A 24,151-nucleotide genomic window follows, 5' to 3' on the forward strand; every position below is an offset into this window, starting at 1 on the left:
AAATATTGGTATACAATGAGCACATAAAAGAATATTGTAAGGCCGAGGGAGCTCATGTTATGGGCTGAGAGTGGAACTAGCGAGTTCCTTACCTCCATACCTGATCGGGATAATACCTGCGGAGGGAGGTCGTGTGTGTATTAAGTACGCGTCTTTACCATTCGGGGGACGTGTTTTTATTTTTGTTGAGGAGGTATGCACTTGCGTATTTCAGTAAATGGCAGAGAGTTAATGGTTGCCGACAGTCTCACTATCTATGATCTTGTTGCTAAACAGGGTTACAATCCTGAAATTATCGTAGTTGAGTACAATAAGAAAATTGTAAACAGGCAAGAATGGCAGACTATTCTTTTACAGGCGGAAGACTGTCTCGAGGTAGTCACATTTGTCGGAGGAGGTTAAACAATGGAAACAGCTATGTTGAGTGATATTTTAAAAATTGGGGATAAAGAACTTACAAGCCGTTTGTTTTTAGGTACAGGTAAATTTGCCAACAACAGAATAATCCCAGAAGTCGTCCGGACGTCTGGTTCCCAGGTAGTGACAGTAGCCTTACGCCGAGTTGATCCGGATCTTAAAGAAGAAAACATTGTCGGCTACATACCGCCGGAATGCACGCTAATGCCGAACACTTCAGGGGCCAGAACCGCCGAGGAAGCCGTGCGCATCGCCCGGTTAGCCAAAGCAGCCGGCTGCGGCAACTGGATAAAGATCGAGGTTATCTCCGACAATCGCTATCTGCTGCCTGACAATTTTGAAACCATTAAGGCAACTGAAATTTTAGCTGCCGAAGGATTCGTGGTGCTTCCCTATATGAGTCCTGATTTAATGGCTGCGAAGCGTTTGCTGGAAGCCGGCGCAGCCGCTGTCATGCCGCTAGGAGCGCCGATAGGTACTAACCGTGGCCTGAAAACCAAGGAATTGGTTAAGATATTAATTGAAGAAATTCCTCTGCCAATCATCGTGGATGCAGGCATCGGACGTCCCTCGGAGGCGGCTGAAGCCATGGAGATGGGAGCCTCAGCTGTACTGGTAAATACCGCCGTAGCAACGGCCAGCAATCCGGTGACTATGGCCCAGGCGTTTGGTTTAGCCGTTGCTGCCGGGCGCAAAGCTTATCTGGCCGGACCGGGAGCTATTCAGGACTATGCTGACGCTTCATCGCCGTTGACAGGTTTTCTGCATGAATAACGGCTAATGGGAGGGAGGAATTTAGTATGAGTTTTTATGAGGAATTAGGCAAGTATCGCGATTTGAACTTTGCAGATATCTTTAGCCGAATTACCAATGTCGACATACAACGGATAATTGGCCAAGAGCGGCTGACGGTATTTGACTACCTTGCCCTGTTATCACCAACGGCTGAAAAGCATCTTGAAGCCATGGCCCAAAAAGCCCATCGCGTTACGGTCCAGCAATTTGGCCACACTATCCTGCTCTATACACCCTTGTATCTGGCCAATTATTGTGTTAACCAGTGTGTATACTGCGGCTTTCACGCTCGCAATAATATTGAAAGAAAAAAACTGACCTTGGATCAGGTGGCTGTCGAGGCTGCTGCTATCGCCGCCACCGGGTTAAAACATATTCTGATACTCACCGGTGAGTCCCGGGCGCATTCCTCAGTAGACTATATCAAAGAATGTGTCCGGATTTTAAAAAACTATTTTACATCAATCAGCATCGAAATATACCCTCTTAATACAGACGAATACTGCGATTTGGTAGCGGCCGGAGTTGATGGTATGACCATTTATCAGGAGACGTACAATGAAGAAGTTTATCCCGAACTGCATCCGGCAGGCCCAAAAAGAAACTACAAGTATCGTCTGGATGCCCCTGAACGTGCCTGTCAGTCGGGTATGCGGGCCGTCAATATCGGGGCCCTCTTAGGTCTTAGTGACTGGCGCACGGAAGCATTTCTGACAGGAATCCATGCCAATTACCTGCAGAGCAAATATCTGGATGTGGAAATTAGTATGTCACCGCCGAGAATGAGGCCGCACGTCGGCGGTTTTCCGCCCAAGGTTATTGTTAATGATAAAAATCTTGTGCAGTATGTTTTGGCATTTCGCCTGTTTATGTCCCGCGGCGGCATCACTTTATCCACCCGTGAAAGCGCTGCACTGCGAGATCACATGGTAAAACTGGGAGTTACTAAAATGTCAGCAGGCTCCTGTACTGCGGTTGGCGGTCATGCCGAAAAAGCCTCAGTCGGCCAGTTTGATATTTCGGACGAACGCAGTGTGACTGAAATGGCGGCCATGCTGTATGAACAAAACTATCAGCCTGTATATAAAGACTGGCAAATGTGGTAATTTTGCAATTTGAATATTTGGGGGATAGTTATGGCATATAAAAAAAATATGATCAACTTTCTCACTACAGACATTTATGCCCTGACAGCGGAAGAGTACTCTCTGGGCAGAAATAATGTGGAAGTAGTAAAGCAGTTAATTGCCGCCGGAATCAAAGTTATTCAATACCGGGAAAAAGAAAAAAAGTCCGGTCAAATGTATTTGGAGTGTTTAGAAATCAGAGAATTGACAAAGCAAACCGGAGTTACTTTCATCATCAATGATCATGTGGATTTAGCGCTGCTGGTTGATGCCGACGGCGTACATATCGGGCAGGAAGATTTACCGCCGGTTAAAGTCAGGGAATTACTCGGCAATGACAAGATTCTTGGCTTGTCCACTCATTCGCCGGAGCAGGCCTTGGCTGCCGTTAGCCTAAATTGTGTAGACTACATAGGTGTAGGGCCAATATATGCTACCAAGACAAAAAAGGACGTTTGCCAACCGGTTGGCATCAGCTATCTCGACTACGTTGCTAATAATCTTGCTATTCCCTTTGTGGCTATTGGCGGCATAAAAGAACATAATATCCGTGAAGTAAAACATCATGGAGCTAAGATTGCCGCTATGGTGACCGATATTGTCGGTGCCAGTGATATTTCAGACAAAATACGCTCCATTCGCAGTATTATCAGTTGACATTATTTGCAGCATTGACTTGAGGCTTATTTAATGATATAGTTAATATTCAATTACAAATTCGTCTGAGTATGAAAGATGATCGCGAACGCTTATAAGCGTTTGAGGAAAGTCCGAGCTCCATAGGGCAGGGTGCTGGATAACGTCCAGCGAGGGCGACCTTAGGGAAAGTGCCACAGAAATGCAGACCGCCTAACGTTGGTTAGGTAAGGATGGAACGGTGCGGTAAGAGCGCACCAGCAGTCAGGCGACTGACTGGCTAGGTAAACCCCACCTGGAGCAAGACCGAATAGGGAAGGGATGAAGCTGCCCGCTGAGCCTTCCGGGTTGTGTCGCTTGAGCCGTCAGGCAACTGCCGGCCCAGATAAATGATCATCGCCGCGGATGCGGAACAGAACTCGGCTTACTGACTACTCAGACGAGAGAATATTAAAACCCGCCAACCTATGGTTGAGCGGGTTTTTAATGCTATCTCCAAAAAATTATTTCCGGCGCCTTTTTTGGTACCGTCGGTGGCGTAACTTGCGGATAACCAACGATAATTGGGGCGACAACCTCGTAGTCGCCGGGAATAGCAAGTTCGGCTTTTATTTCGGGCAAATTCAAAAATGGACGGGCAAAGCCAATCCAACATGTCCCCAGGCCAAGACCATGCGCCGTAAGCATAAGATTCTCCGCAGCCAAACAACAGTCTTCTGCACTGCGAATTCCATCCGGCTTGGCAAAAATAATAATTAATGACTCTGCTGTATAAAAGATATTGAAATTAGGATTCTCAAAGGCGGCTTTGTATTTATTGAGCTGTGGAACTTTATCCAGCGAGTTGAGAAGAAATTGTTTGGTGCGGTCAGAGATGTCCTTAAGCATGCTTTTATCCTGAATTACCGCATAAGCCCATGGTTGTGAATTCATAGCACTGGGGGCGTGTACGGCGGCTTCCAGCAATTTATCTATCATGGCTTTATCTACTTTGGTATCTGCATAACTCCGTACAGACCGTCGGGTATTAATGGCAGTAAAAAGATCCATTACCAACATCTCCTTTTTAAGTATATTGAACATATTAACCTAATCAATTCCAAAAGTAAAGTTTAGGTAGAGGATGGTTCAGTTCTGGCCATACTATAGATGCTGAAATAGGAATTAACTTAGGAGGAATGATCTTTTGACGGCGTTTATTACAGCCCTTACCTTTGTTGTGCTTGCCGAAATGGGAGATAAGACCCAATTGCTAGGAATGGCCTTTGCCACTCGCTATCCGTGGCCCACCGTTCTCTGGGGCGTTTTTGTCGCTACAATACTTAACCATCTGTTTGCTGTTATTGTCGGCAGTTATATCACCTTGTTCATCCCCCTGCAATATGTACAGATAATTGCCGCCGCCTCATTTATTATATTTGGCTTGTGGACAATTCGTGGTGATGAGCTGAATGATGAAGATAAAGACACCAGGCGCAGCCCTTTTTGGACAGTTACCATTGCTTTCTTTATTGCGGAAATGGGTGATAAAACCCAACTGGCTACAATTGCCCTGGCCGCGCAGTTTTCCAATGCGATTATCCCGGTCTGGCTGGGCACCACAGCCGGCATGATGATCGCGAATGCCATTGGGATTGTTGTCGGTGTAATTTTAGGGAAAAAGATTCCAGAGCGATTAGTTAAATGGGTTGCCGCAATTACTTTTATTTTTTTCGGCGTATACGGACTGTATGAATACTTGCCGCGAGAACTGGTAACAACACCAGTAATGGCAGGTACACTAATTGTTATTTTACTGTCTATGTATCTTGTTGCCAAATTAAGTGCAGATAAACTTGCCTAAGTCCCCTTAAAGTCGATTTGGCAAAAAAGATGTGTGAAGTGTAATTTAATCCCTAGACAAATTGTATTTTTATGCTATAATAAAAACATATTTAGGCTGAGTCAACGATGACTCCTCCACATAACAGTGTTATGTGGAGGAGTCTATTATTTTTTAGGGTATTTCTAAAGAAAATTTTTACAACATAAACTCACCAAAATTTAAAGCCAAGATGATAATTGAAAGGGGTTTTATTAATGAGCAAACTAGGTGAAATTTTTGGTTCAAATGTATTTAATGACGCTGTTATGAAAGAGCGCCTTCCCAAAGCTACTTACAAAGCTTTAAAGAAGACAATTGAAGAGGGCCTTCCTCTAGATCCTGCCGTTGCCGATGTCGTAGCCAGCGCAATGAAGGATTGGGCGCTTGAAAAAGGTGCAACCCATTTTACTCATTGGTTCCAGCCAATGACTGGCATAACTGCTGAGAAACACGATTCCTTTATTTCACCAACTGCTGACGGCAAGGCAATCATGGAATTTTCTGGCAAGGAGTTAATCAAAGGCGAACCTGATGCGTCGTCATTTCCGTCAGGTGGTCTGAGAGCCACTTTTGAAGCCAGAGGCTACACCGCCTGGGATTGCACATCGCCGGCATTTATCAAAGATGACTCATTATGCATACCCACAGCTTTTTGTTCCTATACCGGTGAAGCTTTGGACAAGAAAACCCCGCTATTGCGCTCCATGGAAGCTTTATCCAAACAGGCTGTTCGCGTCTTAAAAGCTTTGGGAAATACTACTTCCCAAAATGTTATTACTACCGTTGGGCCGGAACAAGAATACTTTATTGTAGATAAAAAAGCATTTGATCAAAGAAAAGATTTGATCTTTACCGGTAGAACCCTGTTTGGCGCCAAACCGCCGAAAGGTCAGGAGTTAGAAGATCATTATTTTGGTTCTCTCAAAGAAAGAATTTCGGCTTATATGAAAGAAGTGGACGAAGAACTCTGGAAGCTGGGAGTTTCCGCTAAAACCAAGCATAACGAAGTTGCACCTGCCCAGCATGAGCTCGCGCCTATATTTACTACTACCAATATCGCAACAGACCATAATCAGCTTACTATGGATACCATGAAAAAGGTTGCATTACGGCATGGTCTTGTATGCTTATTGCATGAAAAGCCGTTTGCAGGCATCAATGGTTCCGGTAAGCATAATAACTGGTCGATGGCTACCGATGACGGCATGAATCTGTTGGATCCGGGCCATACTCCCCATGAAAATGAACAATTCCTCGTCTTCTTGTGTTCAGTTATAAAAGCAGTTGACGAATATGCGGATTTTTTGCGGGTGTCTGCCGCAAATCCAGGCAATGATCACCGTCTGGGAGCAAATGAGGCTCCGCCGGCTATCATCTCCATCTTCCTTGGTGAGCAACTGCAGGATATCCTGGAGCAGCTGGAAAATGGCAGTGCAACCAGTTCAAAAACCGGCGGTCATATGGAAATAGGTGTTACTACCCTGCCGGCATTACCGAAAGATGCAACTGACAGAAACAGAACTTCGCCGTTTGCCTTTACCGGCAATAAATTTGAGTTCAGAATGGTTCCTTCCTCTGCATCCATCGCTGCACCAAACTATATCTTAAATACTATTGTCGCTGAAGTATTGAGTGAAGTTGCCGGCAGACTTGAGAAAGCCTCTTCCGTAAAAGCTGAAGTCAAATCCATTCTTACTGAATATGTAACTAAACACAAGAAAGTAGTCTTTAACGGAAATGGTTATTCCGATGAATGGGTAGTCGAAGCTGAAAAAAGAGGCCTTCCCAACATTAAGACTACTGTAGAAGCCATTAAGGCATTAATTTCTGAAAAGAATATTGCCGTAATGGAAAAGCATGGTGTGTTAAGCAAAGTAGAAATGGAATCCCGTTATGAAATTGATCTTGAGAACTATATCAAGACAATTAACATTGAAGCTCTCACCATGATTGAAATGGCCAAGAGAGAAATACTTCCGGCCGTTATCAAATTTACTACCAATCTGGCAGGTTCCATCAATACAATTAAAGCTACCGGTGTTGCTGCCGATTTAACTGCACAAACTGAATTGCTGATTGAGGTTTCTTCCTTAACTGCAGCATTAAAGAAAAATATTGCTGTGCTGGAGGAAGCTGTTGATAAGGCCGCCAACGCCCACGGGGATACTTATGCACAAGCGTCGTTATTCCGGTTTGATGTATTCGAAAAGATGGGCGCTTTAAGAGGAGTAGCCGATACACTGGAAACTTTAGTTGATAAAGACGTTTGGCCGATGCCGACTTATGCTGAATTACTGTTTAACATCTAATATACAATGTAAAAAAACCTGACGTAAAAGTCAGGTTTTTTTAGTCTATACAATTGTACAAATTGGCAGTCTTTTATGTGCCCTTTGCTGATATCAGATATTCCAATTACACCGTTATGTCACTCTAGCTGATCTAATGTCGTTTGGATGTAGACTTCCCTGGACAAATTGTATTTTTATGCTATAATTAAAGCATATTTTAACCTGAGTCAATGGTGGCTCCTTACGCACAGGAAAGTGGGAGGAGCCTGTTTTTTTAGTTGTATTGACTAGGTAAAAATGTGAAAACCTATAGTGTAAGACAATATGTGTACGAGGTGACAGAAGCATGGTAAAAGATTTATTGTATCTGATTCCGTCCGGTAAGTATGGCAAAGAAGAACTCTTACAATTACTGCGAAACCATCCCGAAATTCAATTTGCTTCACTTGTCGGCATTGATCTTGCCGGTAATGATACTGATGAAAAAATTCCTATCAGTATTTTCATGAAAGATTTTGAGGATTTCTACACAGGGGGCGCTGTGCAGACAGACGGCTCATCTGTTGTCTTAACAGGTATTGCCACTTTAAACAATGCCAAGGTTGACATGCTTGCTGATCCCAATGTTAACTGGTTTGTAGACTATAATTTTGAACATATTGATGAAGCAACCGGCAAACCGGTAGGTACTTTGCGCATTCCAGCCTTCCTGGTACATAATAGTATACGAGTGGATTCGCGGTCTATACTTGTACAAAGTCTTGAGTATATCAAGTCCGAACTGCTGGCCATGATCAAGAACAAGGGTAAAATTGCCGGTATTGATCATATAAGTGGTTCCGACATTGAAGATATTGTCTTTACTTCCGCCACCGAACTTGAATTTTGGGTAAAAACCCCGACCAATAAAGCAGAAGTTGAGGAGTTATCAGCATCTCAGGTAATGCAGGAACAATACTGGCAGCGTACCCGCGGCAATGTTCGCACAGCTATGGAGCAGTCGCTGTCAATGTTAGCCAACTATGGACTTGAACCGGAAATGGGTCATAAAGAAGTGGGCGGCGTAAAAGCTAAAATTGATGAGAGCGGCCATTTAAGCCATGTCATGGAACAGCTGGAAATCGACTGGAAGTTCGCTAATGCCATCCAGTGCGCCGACAATGAATTACAGGCCAGAATTGTTGTTAAAGAAGCCTTCCGGGCTAATGGCCTCGAAGTAACGTTTAAAGCAAAACCCATTATCGGCGTTGCCGGCAGCGGCGAGCATACTCATGTAGGTATTGCCGCCAAACTTAAGTCCGGTAAAATTGTCAACTTGTTCTCACCAACCGACATGAAAGAATATTTTCTGAGTGCAGTTGGTTACGGAGCCATCATGGGTATTTTGAAGAACTACGAGGTTATTAATCCCTTCATTTCCTCCACCAACGACTCCTTAAACCGTCTCAAGCCAGGTTTTGAAGCTCCGGTGTGTATTGTAACCTCGCTAGGTCACAGTCCGGCCGTACCGTCCCGTAACAGAACAATTCTTGCGGGCCTGGTTCGCGATGTCAATGCACCCCTTGCTACGCGCTTCGAGGTGCGTTCTCCCAATCCTTACACCAATACCTATATTGCATTAACCTCAATTTATCTGAGTATGTTTGACGGTATCAAGGCTGCGCTTGAATCCGGTAAAACTGTCGAGGAACTGGATGGCGAACTGTCCAAAGATGCGGGTCAGCCAGGCTTTTACCTGGAGAAAGACCGGGCATACCGTAGTGAACATGATGTCTTTGATGATTATACTGATCAGGAGCGGGACCGGTTATTCGGCAAACCGCCGGCAACTGTCTGGGAGAATATGCAGCAAATTGCCAAATATCCTGAAAAGGTTAAGGTGCTTACCGCCGGGCAAACGTTCCGCAAAGAGCTTATTGACGCTTTTGTTGCCGGTGCTCTTGTTCGTTGGAAAACCGAATTGTTAAACCGTGTTATTCCGGAAAACCTCGATATCGTCAAAAGTACCATTTCACTTCATGATGCTGATTCGGCAAGTGATCTGGATCTTAATATCTGGTCCGCCATTAACTGCCTCAGAGTATATCTTGCTAAAGACAGTTTAGCGCAGAAGAGCCTCTTTACCCGTATTAAAGATGCCATTCAAAGCGGTGACTTTGATGCCGCCTCTGCAATGCAAGTGGAAATGTCAGCCAAAGTGGATGAGCTTAAGGCTTTGTATCTGCAATACAAGAAAAACATGATTCATATTTGCTAGATAGAAATACCCGGCGTTTTGACAACGCCGGGTATTTTGCTATTCTTATAAATATTGTTTTACCGTTGCCATTACCTTTTCATAATTGGGCTGATCTTCAATATTGGGAACATATTCAACATAACGAACAATATCATCCCGGTCGACGACAACGGCACCGCGGCTGAGCAATCGCAGTTCTTCAATTGCAAAACCATATTTCAGACCAAAATCAAGTTCCTTATGGTCAGACAGCGTCTTTACATTAGTAATTTCTTTTGCGGCGCAATACCTGGTCAAGGCAAACGGCAAGTCAACACTTACAGACAACACGACAAGCCCGCGAACTTGCCCGGCATCCTGATTAAACCACCGAGTTTGCATGTCGCAGACCGGTGTATCGATAGAAGGTACTGAGCTGATTACCCGTACCTGACCTTTGGTATCGCTTAAGGAAAAAGGGTTAAGTTCGGGTGTTAAAACAGTGAAATCCGGTGCTTTGTCGCCAACCTTGATTTCTTTACCAAGTAAAGTTAAAGGATTGCCGCCAAATTTTACTACATTTTTGCGCTTGTCCATAATATCCTCCTCATTTATTAAAATTCAATTACCTCATCGCTGTTAATTTGCCGTAATTGTCAACAAGCCAGAAACCCGCCAATTGATAATTTTTACGGTCCAAAGAAAGAGAACACCTTGCCGTAAATACGGTGTATTCAGAGTAGCAGGTATGCTCATAGCTACTTCCCGGAAGTTGAAAATATCTATAATAATAGTGTAACATCTTCTTACTAATTATTCACTGTTTTTGATAAAAAAGTTAAAAAAGTCACATATTGAAAAGGATTTTTTTACGAAATAGGGAATATATTCAGTATATTTCAAACAGAAAATTAAAGGAGGGTATACATATGGAAAAAAACGCCTGTGACATGGGCAATCTCTTCAGTGACCTCGAAGGCTTGAGAATAGCCATTGACATGGAGGCGCGCGGTCGTGATTTTTATAAAAAAGCATATGAATATGCCAAAACAAAAGAGCACAAAGACTTATTTCTGCTGCTCATGAATGAAGAAATTCATCATTATGAACAGTTTAGCAGCCTTTATGATACCATTAAGGAGAGCAAGCTGGGAGATGCCGGCGATTATTTATTTGATCCGGAAACTTCAAAGTATCTGACAGTTCTCGCCGAGCCTCATATTTTTCCAAAAGACAAGGCTGAAAAGATTTTACCCGAATTTAACGGTATTGCGGATATTTTAAAGTCTGCCCTGCAGGATGAAAAAGATTCTATTTTGTTTTATGATGCTCTGGCTAAATGTGCTAAGTTTGAAGAGGCAAGAAAAATATTCAATCAACTTAAAGCGGAAGAGCAAACACATGTGGTTAAACTGCGTGAGATGCTGAACGGCTGGGCATAAAGTTATACTTTATGTACAAAAAATAGCGCCTCTGGGCGCTTTTTTTGTCCTGATAGAAAGCATAACTTTCGCCAAAGGCTCGGCGCAAGCCGTGTTTTCTTTATATTTGAGAAAAAAATTACTATCTTGAGCAGGATTTTTCTAACTTTTGTTTAATTTATAATTATAATCCAATACATATAATTATTAATAGGGGGTTTCATTCATGGAACTTAAAACTGATTTATTAGAAAAAGGGGCTATTGTTCAGCGTGACAGAGAAACTTACGCTATTGCCCCGCATATACCCGGCGGTGTTATTCTTGATGTTAATTTACTGCGTAAAATTGCCGATGTTTCCGAGAAATACGGCGCTAAAGCATTAAAATTAACTTCGGCTCAGCGTATTGCCATTGTGGGTATATCTGAAGATAAGATTGACGCTGTATGGGAAGACTTAGGCATGGACAAAGGGGCGGCTGTTGGCCTATGTGTGCGTAGTATAAAAATTTGTCCTGCTACTCACTTCTGTAAGCGGGCGCAGCAAGACGGTCTTACCCTGGGGCTTGAACTTGACAAACTCTATCACGGTATGGAACTGCCCGGAAAGTGTAAATTTGGCGTTAGCGGCTGTACCAATTCCTGCGCAGAAGGTTGGGTCAAGGATATTGGTCTAATCGGTACCGCCAAAGGCTGGAAGATTGTCATTGGCGGCTGTGCAGGCGCCCGCGCCAGAGTGGCTGATCTTCTCATTGAGTCTGTAGCACAGGAAGAAGTACTGCCGCTTATTGATAAAATTATAACCTATTATAAAGCCAACGCCCGCAAGCATGAGCGCATCGGAATGATGATAGACCGACTGGGCTTAGATACTGTTAAACAAGGGATTTTAGGCTAATAAAACGGCGCTTGGCTATTTAGGCCAAGCGCCGCTCTATTGTGCGTTGCCTCAAACTCTATTAAAAGAAAGTACGTGACTGAATTTTTTCGAATGTAGAGGTAAACCAAGGATTTTCTAGACAGGATTATGGAATTTTTGGCAATATAGCAGTATACTTGTAATAAAGATTGCTCAAGGGGGGCACGGTGGACTATGCAATTTCATCATTCGCGTGATTTAGCTTGGATTTTGGCGCAAATCGAACAACTGGCTCAATTTGGTCAAAATAAGTCCGGTGTTACACGACTGGCATTTAGTCCTCCTGATCACCAGGCGCGACAGCATGTCATTACCATCATGCAGGATATGGGACTCACTGTACATACTGACGCAATTGGTAATATCATTGGCCGTTTTACACCCAACGGGATAAGCGCTGATACTCCGGCGGTGGTGACTGGCTCCCATCTTGATACTGTTCCTGCAGGCGGAAAATATGATGGTGTTCTGGGCGTGGTGTGCAGTCTGGCAGCCCTACGCCGTTTAAAGACCTATGAAGAACTCAGGCATCCTATAGAAGTTGTTGTATTTGCCGCCGAAGAATCAAGCCGGTTTGAGATTGCAGCAATCGGTAGCAAGGCCATGGCCGGCTTAGTTAAGACTGCCGTCTGGAAACGGCTTAAAGATGCCGACGGTATAGCACTGGCGGATGAACTCCAAACATTAGGGCTGCAGACCGAACACATCGAAACGGCAGCGCGCCCGGCCAACAGCATTAAGTGCTTTGTTGAACTGCATATCGAACAGGGACGGGTTTTAGAGCAAGGACGGGTGGATATAGGCATTGTAGATAGGATTTCAGCGCTAACCCGACTAAAAATTACTGTTGCTGGAACACCCGGACATGCCGGTGGTGCAGCAATAGAAGACCGGCAGGATGCACTGGTAAGTGCGGCTATGATTGTACTGGCAGTCAGAAATATTGCAGTTGAATACGAATATCAGGGAGCTGTGGCTACTGTTACGATTTTAAAAACACATCCGGGAGTTAGCAATGTTATTCCCGGCCAGGTTGAAATGTGGGTAGACATCCGCGGCAACGAGCAGGAATATATTGTTGAAATATTACAGGAGATTAAGGACGCAGTAAGTTCTATAGCCGATGAATATGATACCCCGGTTGCCATAGCTGTTCTTTCTTCAGAGAAGCCAATTAATCTGGATGATACGCTCAATCAAACCATTGAAGCAATTTGTACAAAATTAAAGCTGACCAGTTTGCGGCTGGACAGTCGTACGGGACATGATACTATGAGCCTGGCGCATATCGCACCGTCAGCACTCGTTGTTGTTCCCTGCCAAGATGGTATCAGCCACAATAGCAGTGAATATGTGGCTCCGGAAAATATCGCGGCAGGCCTTGAGGTGCTGACTGAGACGCTATACTTTTTGGCCAAATAGCATATGTTTCAAAATTCCGGTATCTGCCTGATTGCATAAGCAGTCAGGCATTTTATTTGCTATCCAATAATTGTTGTCGGATACTATGTAGCTGCCAGGAAGAAAGTATTTCCGCTATCATTTCTATTAACTTTATGATAAACTGTCTTTCGAAATCCAAAATTACTGCCGGAAGGGAGAATCGGATTGAAAAATAAATTAGCTGCTATCACGTTAATGGTATTGGCAATGCCATTGTTTTCGCCGTTTATGCCAAAAGCAGAGGCTGGATTCTTGGAGGACAGGCTGGCCGAAGTTGCTGTTGGCAATCCTAATGCCATGCAAATACAAGATCTAATCAAAATCAAGGAATATCTCGGACAGGATAACAATAAAGCAAATTGGGGGAGTATTGCTCAAGCTGCCCTTGAGCGAACGGGAAAATCTCAGATGATTGGTAATATTGCTACCGTAGCAGGACAATTGACAGGACAAGACCAAAGCATTGACAAGGATAACGTCGTTAAAATGGTAGAAAGTGCTATACGCAGTACAGCACAGGAAAAAATTCAGGCAGAAGTCTCTGACCGCTTATCAGGGTATCAGCAACAAATTCCGCTGCTGTCTGCACTGTTGAACAATAATAACCTTGTGCCCAAAGCAGCGGAGGCAAATAACTCTCTTAGCGGTGCTCCGCAAAACTATCGCAAATTAATCGATATGAAAGCGACTGCTTATGGACCCGGTCCAATGGATAACGGCAAATGGAATGATTCGACATATGTGGGAAGTAAGGTGAAAAAAGGGGTAGCCGCTGTTGATCCAAATGTTATCCCCATGGGTACAAAACTTTGGATTGAAGGGTATGGTCCTGCTATTGCCAATGATCAGGGCAGCGCCATTAAAGGAAATCGTATAGATTTAGCCTTTGATACCCGGCAGGAAGCTCTCGACTACGGCATTCAGAATGTAAAAGTCTATGTTCTTAAATAACCGGCGTATGCCGGTTTTTTTTTGCTCTTCATAATGCAGCAAACTACTACATATATTTTCAAAAGAGGCATTGGCAGGGGGGAAGTGTAATGAATCCTGTGTGGTCGTTTACTCTCAAGCGCTCCCGGGTAATTTACGGTATTGCCTTATTGGCAATTTTAAGTATTTTTTTTAGCATCCTGGGGTATGAGTATGCAGATGAGCAAGAATTAGCTTCCCTTAACAATAATCAGCCTACCGAAGCTCCGGCGGGAAAAGTAAGTATGGTTGTAAATATTCAGGCCAGAGTGCTTGATGTATACAGCGATGACCAGTTATATAAAAAATACCGGATTGCTACTGGTAAAAGCAAGACGCCTACCCCAATTGGTGAATGGAATGTGGTATGGAAGGACTATAACTGGGGAACTGGGTTTGGCACCCGCTGGATGGGGTTAAACGTGCCCTGGGGTACCTTCGGTATTCATGGAACAAATAAACCATGGTCCATTGGTCAATTTGCCAGCCATGGTTGTATTAGAATGCGCAATAAGGATGTCGAGGAATTATTTGAGTGGATTCCGATTGGTACATCGGTGCGGATTGAAGGACGAAAAGTAAGGGTTGATAGAAATCTGAAGTACCAGACATCCGGCTCTGATGTTGTTGCCTTACAGTTAAAATTGAAAGAACTAGGTTATTTTCAGGGACGGGCCGACGGGCTGTTTGGCTCAGAGACTGAAGAAGCGGTAAAGACCTATCAGACCCGTGAAGGGGTTCCTGCTACCGGTATAGCTAGCAAAGAAATGTGTGCCGGTTTGGGAATATAAGCAGAGTAAAGAAATTTAACATAAATTTAAAGATGCTGGAGGTACATGGCGATAAGATTACTATATCGCCATGTACTGAATTTGACCGAACTAAATTTTCCATGTATTATATTTATAATGCCGAATCCTTGTATGGGTACGGGGGACCCAATAAAACCAGAGGGGTGAATCCGCATGTTGCGGAAGGGCTATTCTTTCCTTCTCTTTGGCCCTAACCCGACAGCTAACCCCGGAGGCTGTAAGCCTCAGAGGTTTTGTTATTGCTTGAGCATAGCAGAATCTCGATGGCGCAAGACAAGAGAGGTGTTTCCTTGAAAAGAGTTCTATTGGCAGTTATTCTCACATTGGTAGTGCTGTTTGTTGTTGTCTGTCCCGCGGTTGGCTTGACTGCTGAACAGCAGGAAAAAGCGTCGGTAGCATTAGGAGCCCGGGGCGATGAAGTCCGGGGAATACAAAAACTTCTCGCAGACTCAGGTTTCTACGCGGGTGAGATTGACGGTGTGTTTGGTCCGGTTACTGCGAAAGCAGTAAAAGAATTTCAACGTAGTACAAGTCTAGATGTAAGTGGCGTTGTTGATAAAGAAACTTTTGCTTATCTTGAGCGCTTAGCCGGTGAGCCAAGCAGATACAGCCGTACTCTGGCTATGAAGGCCTCCGCTTATTCGGCACATGACCCCGGCAATGGCAGTTATACATATCGTGGAAATCTTCTGCGCAGAGGGCTGGCCGCTGTTGATCCGTCAGTTATACCTTTAGGAACCCGGTTATATATCAAAGGTTATGGCTACGCAATTGCTGACGATATCGGGAGTGCGATTAAAGGTAACAGAATTGATTTAGCTTTTGACAGTCGCAGCGATGCATTAAATTTTGGCGTTCAAAGAGTAACCGTATATATAGTTGATTAAAAAATCAGGCTGAAGCCTGATTTTTTTTATACGTTAATTTCTTGGGAATATTAGCTGGAACTAAGTACTATACTACACATATAATTTGACTACTATACGGGGGCGTGTTAGCTTGAATTTAATATCCGGCGAAATGTTGCCACTGGTTTTGGCTTTTATCTCGGGGGTTTTAATGGCAGTACAAGGCTCGCTCAATACTTCACTGAGCAAAGTAACCGGTCTTTTGGAGGCTACTTTTATCGTACACGTAACCGGGACCGTTCTGGTGTTAGTATTGTTGTTTCTTTTTAAAATGGGTAAAGGAAATTTATATGCATGGCAGGAGGCTCCCTGGTACACTTTGCTGGGAGGTATTATCGGCGTAGCTATCATTTACTTAGTGGCCGCAAGTATTCCTGGCGTTGGTGTGGCTAATGCCACCACTGCAATTATTGTCGGTCAGGTACTGACAGCTATTATCATTGATTATTTTGGTGGATTTGGACTTGACCGCATCGCCTGTACTCCAACGCAATTATTTGGCTTGGTCTTACTTGCAGTTGGTGCTAAATTACTGTTAAAATAAAGTATTTTTTTATTTTTTTTGTAATTAAGTGTTAACAAAAAAAACATTATGCGGTATACTTATCATTAGAATTTTTTGGTATCATGCTAATATATCAAGGAGGCAAAGCATGGATTTTAACTTTACTCCCGATCAATTGGATCTGCAAAAAATGGTAAATGAATTTGTTGCTAAAGAAATCACGCCTCATGCATTAGAAATGGATAAAGAAGGTGTGGTTCCACCTGCTCTGTGGAAAAAACTTGATGAAGCCGGCCTGCTCAATTTAACAGTTCCTGAAGAATATGACGGTCCCGGACTTGATGCACTGTCTATTGCCTTAATTTATGAAGAACTAGGTAAAGGTTGTGCCGGTGTAGCCACTACAACAGCTGCCAATGCTTTAGCTTCTTACCCGGTCGTATTGCTAGGCACCGACGCGCAAAAACAAAAATTTTTTAATGTCTTAAACAGCGGTAAATTATCGGCATTTGCGCTCACAGAACCAGGAGCCGGTTCCGATGCGGGCGCTGTTGCTACTACGGCAGTCAAAGACGGCGATGAGTACGTCATCAACGGAACTAAATGTTTTATTACTAACGGCGGCATTGCCGATATTTACGTAATCTTCGCCAATACGCGTAAAACTGCCGGTATCCGTGGGCTTACAGCTTTTATTGTGGATCGCAATACTCCGGGCTTCTCGGTAGGTAAAGAAGAAGAAAAGATGGGCATAAGAGCCTCCAACACCTGCGAATTGATTCTGGATAACGTACGGGTCCCCATGGCTAACCGCATTGGCCGGGAAGGGGAAGGATTCAAAATTGCCATGAAAACACTGGATGCGGCCCGGCCTTTTGTTGGTGCAGTTTCAGTAGGTCTGGCACAGTCTGCTTTTGAGCTGGCAGTCAAATATTCAAAAGAACGTGTGCAATTTGATAAACCAATTGCATCTTTCCAGCTTGTGCAGGCGATGCTGGCCGATATGGCTATGCAGATTGAAGCTGCGCGCTTGCTGGTTTACAAAGCATGCTGGCTGAAAGATCAGGGTGTTAACTATGCTAAGGAATCGGCAATTGCCAAATGCTTTGCTGCCGATACGGCTATGAAAGTCACTGTTGACGCAGTCCAGGTGCTGGGCGGCTATGGTTATTCCAAAGAATATCCGGCTGAAAAATACATGCGTGACGCAAAAATCATGCAGATTTATGAAGGCACAAATCAAATTCAGCGTTTGGTTATTGCCAATAATATTCTGTACTAATTTTATTTTAAGTGCTTGACTTTTTGGTTTAAGCGCAATATAATTACATATGTGTTAAGGGACTATAGCTCAGTTGGTTAGAGTACTACGTTGACATCGTAGGGGTCACTGGTTCGAGTCCAGTTAGTCCCACCAGCAACAAAACATTAAAGTTCACAGGGGTATGTCCCTGTGAACTTTTTAATTTTATCCGGCGACTTAGCTTAAGATAGGGTTAAGTTGAAGCTAAGTCGCCGGATAAAAAAAACCTTGTCATAATCGACAAGGTTTTTGTGGTGGCGGCGCAGGGATTTGAACCCCGGACACTTCGGGTATGAACCGAATGCTCTAGCCAGCTGAGCTACGCCGCCATATGAAAAATATAAATGGAGCTAGTGACCGGGATTGAACCGGTGACCTTATCCTTACCAAGGATACGCTCTGCCAACTGAGCTACACCAGCATGGTTGCGGGGACAGGACTTGAACCTGTGACCTTCGGGTTATGAGCCCGACGAGCTACCAACTGCTCCACCCCGCGATATGTTTTTTGTCACAAAATTGATTATATAGCAACTGTTTGTGCTGTGTCAATGTATTTTTTAGTTATCTCTGGCAATTAACGGCTATTTAGATGCAATAAGCAGCGTTGACTACTGTTAATTAATGGTGTATATTAAATTGTTGTATTGTATACGTTATGAGTAATATTATTCTCCGATAAACTTGCTATAAAAGTAATCCGGGCTGATAGCACGAGGGACAACGGCATGAAATCTAAGCCATTCTTTGCCGTCAACGCTTTTGCTTAATAGATAGCCTTTTGCTGGAAAGTCGCGATCGTCAACCGAATATAACTGATCATCTTGCATGGCGCCTTCCAGATCGTCACGGGAAAACCGTTCACTATAAAAATACTGGTCAACTGCCTGGAGCTGACCTTCATTATTATAAACGGCCCCAAAGTACACAGCGCCGCAATCTACGGTAAACTCGTAGAAGCCGTCCTCAGAGAGTGTTTGCCCGTCAATGCAAATCCTTTTGACTGGCAGCTTGCTCATATGTATACTCATAAGTATCCCTCCATGTATTTGCGTGGCCGGTAAAGATCCCTCTGGCTACTAGTGCTACTAGTCTTAATTAGATTATTCCCGTAAACAAAGCAGTTATGCTGTATAATTTAACATAATCAACTTTAGGAGGCAGTAATGTCAAATTTTGCTCCCGAAATCAGCAAACGCCGTACCTTTGCTATTATATCCCATCCGGACGCCGGTAAAACAACTTTAACGGAAAAATTGCTTCTTTATGGTGGCGCTATTCGCCTGGCCGGGTCGGTAAAGGCCAGAAAAGCGCAAAAACATGCTGTATCTGACTGGATGGAGATTGAAAAACAACGTGGTATTTCGGTAACCTCCAGTGTATTGCAATTTGACTATGATGATTACCGGGTTAATATCCTCGATACTCCCGGTCACCAGGATTTTAGTGAAGATACCTACCGTACCCTGATGGCTGCCGACAGCGCAGTCATGCTTATTGACGTGGCCAAAGGCGTAGAAGATCAGACAAAGAAACTTTTTCAGGTCTGTAAACAGCGGGGAATCCCGGTCTTTACTTTTGTTAATAAATTGGACCGATATGGCCGTAATTCATTCGAACTTATGGAAGAAATCGAAAAGGTGCTTGGCATTCAGGCTTATCCGATGAACTGGCCAATCGGCATAGATGGCAATTATAGCGGTATTTATATTCGTAAACAGGCTCAGATTGAACTGTTTGAAAAGGGCGGAGTTCATGGACAATGGGCGTTGCCGTCAACGCAAGGAAGTGTGGATGATCCGGCCTTTAAAGAAATTTTAGGCCCTGAGGTCCACCAGGCATTATGTGATGATATTGCATTGTTAGATATGGCCGGAGAAGAATTCTCTCTGGAGAAAGTAGCCCGGGGTGAACTGACCCCCATGTTCTTTGGCAGTGCCATGACAAACTTTGGGGTTCGACTGTTTTTGGAAGACTTCCTGGAACTTGCGCCGCCGCCCATGCCTCGCGCCTCGTCCGAAGGGCTGATTACCCCGGAGGCCGACATGTTTTCCGCTTTTGTCTTTAAAATTCAGGCCAATATGAATCCGGCACACAGGGACCGCTTGGCCTTTATGCGAATATGCTCAGGAAAGTTTGAGCGTGGAATGACTGTTTACCATGCCCAGTCGGGTAAGCCAATAAAGCTTGCCCAGCCGCAGCAGTTTTTAGCCCAGGAAAGAACTATTATTGAAGAAGCCTACCCGGGAGACATCGTTGGTTTATTTGATCCGGGAATCTTTGGCATTGGCGATACCTTATGCCAGGAGGGTTCTGTTTTTACGTTCCAGGATTTCCCGGTATTTCCGCCGGAGCAATTTGCCCGGGTACAAGCTAAAGATACTATGAAGCGAAAACAATTTGTTAAAGGCATGACCCAATTGACGCAGGAAGGGGCGGTTCAGGTATTTCGCCAGCCTGACTATGCCGTAGAATCATTTATTATCGGCGTTGTTGGTTCTTTACAGTTTGAAGTGCTGGAATACCGCCTAAAACACGAGTATGGCGTGGATATTCTCATGAACAGGCTGCCTTTTTCAGTAGCAAGATGGCTTAGTGGTGAAAATCTTGATGTAAAGTCCCTGAAAAATATGGACAATGGCCTGCTGGTACAAGATATAAAGGACAGGCCGGTTGCTTTAATCAATAACGAATGGCAGCTTAGATGGGTCATGGAACGCAATCCCGATGTGGAATTTCTCGTCGTGCCTGAAGACGCGCGGCAAGTGTAAGGGAGGGCGTCATGTACAGCTTTCCTTTGGAAGACGAAGAGCTCATTCTAAAAAAATGTCTTGCCAGCTATAGCTGTGACGGCAATGTCTTAAACGGTGCGCTCTATCTGACTGATCACCGTTTGGTATTCGTCGGTTACGCACTTAGTATTAATAATAAATACATGGATGAGGTGCTGCTGACGCATATTAAAGAAATACTGCCCGAAAAGACTTTTTTGATTATTCCTAATGTGCTAAAAGTAATTACTATCAAGGATAAAGTAATTAAATTTGTAGTAAAGGGCCGGGATGAATGGCTTGAGGCGATTAACAAACAGTCGCTGGAGGTAAACTAAATAAGCAACCCGCCGCATCACCCTCATTGTATGCAAATCAACTCTTAAACATATACTATATGGGAAGGGAGTGAGGGTGGTGAAGTTACTTTCGATCGGCCTGAACGGAACGACCGGGAATATCAGGGAAAAGTTGGAACACGACTGTAAAACGCTGACCCAAGAAGGCTTCCGTGTAGTCATAGAAGAGCTGAATAAAGGTGGCTATACTTTTCTAGGCTTAAATATTAGTGACGGCGAATTATCTTTTCGTAACTATGAACGTATAAAAAATGTGCTGAAAAACAGCGTATCGCAGATACTTGCCGATTGGATTATTAATAACGAAGAAAACCGGCTTATTAATAAGATAGTCACTAACAACTACTTTTATTTTAATCAGGATGAACGTTCCATTGTGGAATCAAATGCCATTAAAATACTCGGCGCTAGTCCGGCAACCAGGTACAGGCTCATACTTTCACGAATCTTGGAATATCTGGACAATCACTATGAACTGGTACTTGAAGGCTTTTTAAATTTCCGCCTTAAAGACTATCGCCTGCAGTTGTCCCAAGCCATTGACAAAGTTGTCGATGATTTCATGATGGAATTGGAGTACAAGGAATTCATCCGGGTTTTGCGCTATTTCGTAGATGCACAGGAACCTCGGGTGGAGGAAGCCCATGTCGTTATCAATGCTGCCAGCGTGTACAAAATTTATGACTCACACGGGAAAATTATCAATAATCAATATCTGGAAAATAATTTGCCGGGAAGCCATTCGACAACTGGTGATGCTGATATGCTTAATTATGAGGATTTATTAATCAGCGCCCTGATCACCATTGCGCCGCGGAACATAATGGTGCATAGTGCTAACCGGTCCAGGGATAAAGATATTTTAGAAACCATCAAATGCGTATTCGAGGATCGGGTTGTCGTATGTGAGGGCTGCGAATTATGCATGCCCGCGGGAAAATCCAATCACACTGAGATATAACCTTGACAATATTATTAAAGTTGTATATAATTTTTGATAATCAAACATGAGATTTAATAGTAATGCTGAGGACATGATGGTGTCTTGTAAGGCGTTTTCAGAGATAAGATGTCACAGGCTGTAAACATCTTAACGCAAACCAAACACAATTACCCCCTCTAAACTGCCTGGCTGAATATTTTAAAAGTAAGCCTGGCCGGGGTATTCCCCGTTATCAAAAACTGAGATGGCATTTTTGCCAAACAGGGTGGAACCACGGGTATAAAACTCTCGTCCCTATAGGGAATGAGAGTTTTTTTATTTTTGTTAAGGAGGCTGCCGAAAATGAGTAAAATTAAGATGACGCTTAAAGATGGCGCAGTACGTGAAGTTGAGCAGGGAGCAACACTGGGGCAAGCCGCAGAATCCATTAGCCGTAATTTGGCCAAAGCCGCGCTTATCGCTAAGGTCGATGGGCACGTTACCGATTTGTCTGGTACACTGGAAAAAGACGCCGCAGTTGAATTTCTGACCTTTGAAGATAGCGAAGGAAGAGATGCTTTACGCCATACATCCTCGCATATTTTAGCCCAGGCTGTAAAACGCCTGTATGGTGATGTCAAATTAGGCATTGGACCGGCTATTGCCAATGGATTTTACTATGATTTTGATACCGCCCACACGTTTACTCCGGAAGATTTAGTCCAAATTCAGGCCGAAATGGAAAAAATCGTTAAGGAAAACCTGCCGTTGGCACGTATGACAGTCAGCCGCGAAGAAGCAATCAAACTATTCGGCGAACAAGGGGAAGTTTACAAGCAGGAATTAATTCGTGACCTGCCGGAAGATGTACAGATATCTATTTATAAACAAGGTGAGTTTGTTGATTTGTGCGCCGGGCCGCATGTTCAGTCAACCGGGCGTGTAAAGGCCATTAAACTTCAAAGTATTGCCGGCGCTTACTGGCGTGGTGATGAAAAGAGAAAGATGCTGCAGCGGATTTATGGCACTTCTTTTGAAAAAAAGGCTGACTTAGACGCTTATATCACCATGATGGAGGAGGCGGCCAAACGTGATCACCGCAAGTTAGGCCGTGAACTGGATCTTTTCAGCATTCAGGAAGAGGGACCGGGCTTTCCATTCTTCCATCCCAAAGGGATGGTTATCCGCAATGAACTGGAAGCCTTTTGGCGCAAACTGCATGTAAAATACGGCTATCAGGAAATCAAAACGCCAATTATCCTGCACCAGAAGCTGTGGCAACAATCAGGCCACTGGGATCATTACCGTCAGAATATGTATTTTACCAAGATTGATGATGAAGGTTATGCTGTAAAACCGATGAACTGTCCCGGCGGTATTTTGGTATACCGTACTCAACATCACAGTTATCGTGATTTTCCGCTCCGTACCTGTGAATTAGGTCTCGTTCACAGACATGAAATTTCCGGTGCCCTGCATGGCTTGATGCGGGTACGCAGCTTTACCCAGGATGATTCGCATATTTTTATGCTGCCGTCACAGATTAAAGGGGAAATTAAAAAGGTTATAGAACTCTTTAATACCGTGTACAGCGTATTTGGACTGTCTTATCACGCTGAGTTGAGCACCAAGCCCGAAAAGGCCATGGGGTCCGACGAGGTTTGGGAGACAGCCACCTCTGCGCTCCAGGAGGCATTGGAAGAGCTGAATATGCCTTTTAAAATTAATCCTGGCGACGGTGCCTTCTATGGCCCTAAAATTGACTTCCATCTCAAAGATTCAATTGGTCGAACCTGGCAATGCGGCACCATTCAGCTCGATATGCTAATGCCGGAGAAATTTGACCTCACCTATGTGGGGGAAGACGGTCAGAAACATCGCCCGGTAATGATTCATAGGGTAGCCTACGGCAGTATCGAACGTTTTATTGGGATTTTAATCGAGCATTATGCCGGTGCATTTCCTATGTGGCTCGCGCCTGTCCAAGCAAAAATTCTGCCTATCAGCGAGCGGCACGCCGCATATGCCGAGGAAATTGCCCAGCTCATGCGGAATCAGGATATCCGTGTTGAAGTGGATGACCGCAATGAGAAAATTGGCTACAAAATTCGCGAAGGTCAATTGGAAAAAGTTCCTTATATGCTGGTGGTTGGTGACAAAGAGGCCGAAACCCGGTCGGTGGCAGTTCGTAAACGCGGGCAGGGCGATATCGGTGCAATGGCTGTTGATACTTTTATCAGTACTGCCCTCAGTGAAATTGTTGCCAAAAGTTGATGAAAATAGCTTGACTTTCTAACACAGTCAGTGTTATTATAATTTAGTAAATTAAATTTGTTGAAGTAGAAGCCATCCGCTTCTCACCTTACAACGCCTTGAAGTGCAGTTAGTAGGGTTAAGCTAAGCAAATCCTTGTTTGATTTTGCTATTACGCGGGTGGTATATACCATCCGCTTTTTATTTTACCAAATATAT

The 24,151-nt window shown here is 44.0% G+C and carries 22 protein-coding genes, 4 tRNA genes, 1 other RNA gene, 2 riboswitches and 1 other annotated feature; of the genes, 21 read left to right on the plus strand and 6 right to left on the minus strand.

Features of this window, described 5'->3' with window-relative positions; all coding sequences use genetic code 11:
- Positions 1–34: 34 nt before the first annotated feature.
- Positions 35–144, plus strand: a riboswitch (TPP riboswitch).
- Positions 145–201: 57 nt separating this feature from the next.
- The 5 genes from thiS (at position 202) to rnpB (ending at position 3,417) form a co-directional block, all read left to right on the plus strand.
- A complete protein-coding gene (gene thiS, locus SATMO3_RS15680; RefSeq protein ID WP_371370674.1) occupies positions 202–402 on the plus strand; it encodes a sulfur carrier protein ThiS in 201 nt (66 codons plus the stop codon).
- A 3-nt stretch (positions 403–405) separates the two neighbouring features.
- Positions 406–1,191, plus strand: coding sequence for a thiazole synthase (locus tag SATMO3_RS15685; RefSeq protein ID WP_371370675.1), 786 nt, complete (start codon positions 406–408; stop codon positions 1,189–1,191).
- 26 nt (positions 1,192–1,217) lie between these two features.
- Positions 1,218–2,318, plus strand: a complete 1,101-nt coding sequence (gene thiH, locus SATMO3_RS15690) for a 2-iminoacetate synthase ThiH (protein WP_371370676.1) — start codon at positions 1,218–1,220, stop codon at positions 2,316–2,318.
- Positions 2,319–2,348: 30 nt separating this feature from the next.
- Positions 2,349–2,996, plus strand: coding sequence for a thiamine phosphate synthase (thiE, locus tag SATMO3_RS15695; RefSeq protein WP_371370677.1), 648 nt, complete (start codon positions 2,349–2,351; stop codon positions 2,994–2,996).
- Positions 2,997–3,062: 66 nt separating this feature from the next.
- An RNA gene (rnpB, locus tag SATMO3_RS15700) (RNase P RNA component class A) lies at positions 3,063–3,417 on the plus strand.
- 47 nt (positions 3,418–3,464) lie between these two features.
- Here rnpB and SATMO3_RS15705 read toward each other — a convergent pair.
- Entirely contained in the window at positions 3,465–4,025 is a 561-nt protein-coding gene (locus SATMO3_RS15705; protein WP_371370678.1) for a nitroreductase family protein, read from the minus strand.
- A gap of 136 nt (positions 4,026–4,161) precedes the next feature.
- On the opposite strand from SATMO3_RS15705, the gene SATMO3_RS15710 reads away from it, so the two are divergent.
- From SATMO3_RS15710 to SATMO3_RS15720, 3 genes are all read left to right on the plus strand, one after another.
- The gene (locus SATMO3_RS15710; RefSeq protein ID WP_371370679.1) at positions 4,162–4,818 is read left to right on the plus strand and encodes a TMEM165/GDT1 family protein; all 657 of its coding nucleotides are present in this window, start codon (positions 4,162–4,164) and stop codon (positions 4,816–4,818) included.
- A 236-nt stretch (positions 4,819–5,054) separates the two neighbouring features.
- On the plus strand, positions 5,055–7,148 hold the full coding sequence (locus tag SATMO3_RS15715) for a glutamine synthetase III (RefSeq protein ID WP_371370680.1): 2,094 nt from the start codon (positions 5,055–5,057) through the stop codon (positions 7,146–7,148).
- A gap of 328 nt (positions 7,149–7,476) precedes the next feature.
- Positions 7,477–9,387, plus strand: coding sequence for a glutamine synthetase (locus SATMO3_RS15720; RefSeq protein WP_371370681.1), 1,911 nt, complete (start codon positions 7,477–7,479; stop codon positions 9,385–9,387).
- 45 nt (positions 9,388–9,432) lie between these two features.
- Here SATMO3_RS15720 and tpx read toward each other — a convergent pair whose 3' ends face one another.
- A complete protein-coding gene (tpx, locus tag SATMO3_RS15725; RefSeq protein ID WP_371370682.1) occupies positions 9,433–9,945 on the minus strand; it encodes a thiol peroxidase in 513 nt (170 codons plus the stop codon).
- A 332-nt stretch (positions 9,946–10,277) separates the two neighbouring features.
- On the opposite strand from tpx, the gene SATMO3_RS15730 reads away from it, so the two are divergent.
- The 9 genes from SATMO3_RS15730 to SATMO3_RS15770 all read left to right on the plus strand — a co-directional run bounded on the left by SATMO3_RS15730 (position 10,278) and on the right by SATMO3_RS15770 (position 17,742).
- Positions 10,278–10,790, plus strand: coding sequence for a ferritin family protein (locus tag SATMO3_RS15730; RefSeq protein WP_371370683.1), 513 nt, complete (start codon positions 10,278–10,280; stop codon positions 10,788–10,790).
- A gap of 205 nt (positions 10,791–10,995) precedes the next feature.
- Entirely contained in the window at positions 10,996–11,667 is a 672-nt protein-coding gene (locus tag SATMO3_RS15735; protein ID WP_371370684.1) for an NAD(P)/FAD-dependent oxidoreductase, read from the plus strand.
- A 195-nt stretch (positions 11,668–11,862) separates the two neighbouring features.
- A complete protein-coding gene (locus SATMO3_RS15740) occupies positions 11,863–13,110 on the plus strand; it encodes a Zn-dependent hydrolase (RefSeq protein WP_371370685.1) in 1,248 nt (415 codons plus the stop codon).
- 186 nt (positions 13,111–13,296) lie between these two features.
- A complete protein-coding gene (locus SATMO3_RS15745; protein WP_371370686.1) occupies positions 13,297–14,082 on the plus strand; it encodes a 3D domain-containing protein in 786 nt (261 codons plus the stop codon).
- Between the two features lie 89 nt (positions 14,083–14,171).
- Positions 14,172–14,891, plus strand: coding sequence for a L,D-transpeptidase family protein (locus SATMO3_RS15750; RefSeq protein WP_371370687.1), 720 nt, complete (start codon positions 14,172–14,174; stop codon positions 14,889–14,891).
- 108 nt (positions 14,892–14,999) lie between these two features.
- Positions 15,000–15,144, plus strand: a riboswitch (cyclic di-AMP (ydaO/yuaA leader).
- Between the two features lie 58 nt (positions 15,145–15,202).
- Positions 15,203–15,799 carry a 3D domain-containing protein gene (locus SATMO3_RS15755; protein ID WP_371370688.1) on the plus strand — a complete coding sequence of 199 codons (597 nt, stop codon included), beginning with the start codon at positions 15,203–15,205 and terminating at the stop codon, positions 15,797–15,799.
- A 112-nt stretch (positions 15,800–15,911) separates the two neighbouring features.
- A complete protein-coding gene (locus SATMO3_RS15760; RefSeq protein ID WP_371370689.1) occupies positions 15,912–16,364 on the plus strand; it encodes a DMT family transporter in 453 nt (150 codons plus the stop codon).
- Between the two features lie 109 nt (positions 16,365–16,473).
- Positions 16,474–17,607: an acyl-CoA dehydrogenase family protein gene (locus tag SATMO3_RS15765; protein WP_371370690.1), complete on the plus strand. Its 1,134-nt coding sequence runs from the start codon at positions 16,474–16,476 to the stop codon at positions 17,605–17,607.
- 58 nt (positions 17,608–17,665) lie between these two features.
- Positions 17,666–17,742: transfer RNA gene (locus SATMO3_RS15770), tRNA-Val, on the plus strand.
- A gap of 138 nt (positions 17,743–17,880) precedes the next feature.
- Here the strand turns inward: SATMO3_RS15770 and SATMO3_RS15775 are convergent.
- The 4 genes from SATMO3_RS15775 to SATMO3_RS15790 form a co-directional block, all read right to left on the minus strand.
- Positions 17,881–17,957 (minus strand) — tRNA-Met (locus tag SATMO3_RS15775).
- A 16-nt stretch (positions 17,958–17,973) separates the two neighbouring features.
- A tRNA-Thr gene (locus tag SATMO3_RS15780) sits at positions 17,974–18,049 on the minus strand.
- A gap of 1 nt (position 18,050) precedes the next feature.
- Positions 18,051–18,126 (minus strand) — tRNA-Met (locus SATMO3_RS15785).
- Between the two features lie 169 nt (positions 18,127–18,295).
- A complete protein-coding gene (locus SATMO3_RS15790) occupies positions 18,296–18,658 on the minus strand; it encodes a hypothetical protein (RefSeq protein ID WP_371370691.1) in 363 nt (120 codons plus the stop codon).
- 135 nt (positions 18,659–18,793) lie between these two features.
- Here SATMO3_RS15790 and SATMO3_RS15795 point away from each other — a divergent pair, with 135 nt between their 5' ends.
- From SATMO3_RS15795 to thrS, 4 genes are all read left to right on the plus strand, one after another.
- Complete coding sequence (locus SATMO3_RS15795) at positions 18,794–20,398, plus strand: peptide chain release factor 3 (protein ID WP_371370692.1); 1,605 nt, start codon at positions 18,794–18,796, stop codon at positions 20,396–20,398.
- A gap of 11 nt (positions 20,399–20,409) precedes the next feature.
- Positions 20,410–20,736, plus strand: coding sequence for a GRAM domain-containing protein (locus SATMO3_RS15800; RefSeq protein WP_371370693.1), 327 nt, complete (start codon positions 20,410–20,412; stop codon positions 20,734–20,736).
- A 79-nt stretch (positions 20,737–20,815) separates the two neighbouring features.
- Complete coding sequence (gene ytxC, locus SATMO3_RS15805) at positions 20,816–21,718, plus strand: sporulation protein YtxC (protein ID WP_371370694.1); 903 nt, start codon at positions 20,816–20,818, stop codon at positions 21,716–21,718.
- 324 nt (positions 21,719–22,042) lie between these two features.
- On the plus strand, positions 22,043–23,953 hold the full coding sequence (gene thrS, locus SATMO3_RS15810; protein WP_371370695.1) for a threonine--tRNA ligase: 1,911 nt from the start codon (positions 22,043–22,045) through the stop codon (positions 23,951–23,953).
- 57 nt (positions 23,954–24,010) lie between these two features.
- Positions 24,011–24,144: a sequence feature (ribosomal protein L20 leader region), on the plus strand.
- Positions 24,145–24,151: the final 7 nt, after the last annotated feature.

The sequence above is a fragment of the Sporomusa aerivorans genome (genome assembly GCF_041428895.1).
In the GTDB taxonomy this organism is placed as follows: Bacteria; Bacillota; Negativicutes; order Sporomusales; family Sporomusaceae; genus Sporomusa; species Sporomusa aerivorans.

Bases quoted from the DNA above. Each gene is read 5' to 3' on its own strand.
- SATMO3_RS15685 (WP_371370675.1), top strand. From the start codon at position 406: ATGGAAACAGCTATGTTGAGTGATATTTTAAAAATTGGGGATAAAGAA.
- thiH (WP_371370676.1), top strand. From the start codon at position 1,218: ATGAGTTTTTATGAGGAATTAGGCAAGTATCGCGATTTGAACTTTGCA.
- thiE (WP_371370677.1), top strand. From the start codon at position 2,349: ATGGCATATAAAAAAAATATGATCAACTTTCTCACTACAGACATTTAT.
- SATMO3_RS15705 (WP_371370678.1), bottom strand. From the start codon at position 4,025: ATGGATCTTTTTACTGCCATTAATACCCGACGGTCTGTACGGAGTTAT.
- SATMO3_RS15715 (WP_371370680.1), top strand. From the start codon at position 5,055: ATGAGCAAACTAGGTGAAATTTTTGGTTCAAATGTATTTAATGACGCT.
- SATMO3_RS15720 (WP_371370681.1), top strand. From the start codon at position 7,477: ATGGTAAAAGATTTATTGTATCTGATTCCGTCCGGTAAGTATGGCAAA.
- tpx (WP_371370682.1), bottom strand. From the start codon at position 9,945: ATGGACAAGCGCAAAAATGTAGTAAAATTTGGCGGCAATCCTTTAACT.
- SATMO3_RS15730 (WP_371370683.1), top strand. From the start codon at position 10,278: ATGGAAAAAAACGCCTGTGACATGGGCAATCTCTTCAGTGACCTCGAA.
- SATMO3_RS15735 (WP_371370684.1), top strand. From the start codon at position 10,996: ATGGAACTTAAAACTGATTTATTAGAAAAAGGGGCTATTGTTCAGCGT.
- SATMO3_RS15740 (WP_371370685.1), top strand. From the start codon at position 11,863: ATGCAATTTCATCATTCGCGTGATTTAGCTTGGATTTTGGCGCAAATC.
- SATMO3_RS15750 (WP_371370687.1), top strand. From the start codon at position 14,172: ATGAATCCTGTGTGGTCGTTTACTCTCAAGCGCTCCCGGGTAATTTAC.
- SATMO3_RS15765 (WP_371370690.1), top strand. From the start codon at position 16,474: ATGGATTTTAACTTTACTCCCGATCAATTGGATCTGCAAAAAATGGTA.
- SATMO3_RS15790 (WP_371370691.1), bottom strand. From the start codon at position 18,658: ATGAGTATACATATGAGCAAGCTGCCAGTCAAAAGGATTTGCATTGAC.
- SATMO3_RS15795 (WP_371370692.1), top strand. From the start codon at position 18,794: ATGTCAAATTTTGCTCCCGAAATCAGCAAACGCCGTACCTTTGCTATT.
- SATMO3_RS15800 (WP_371370693.1), top strand. From the start codon at position 20,410: ATGTACAGCTTTCCTTTGGAAGACGAAGAGCTCATTCTAAAAAAATGT.
- thrS (WP_371370695.1), top strand. From the start codon at position 22,043: ATGAGTAAAATTAAGATGACGCTTAAAGATGGCGCAGTACGTGAAGTT.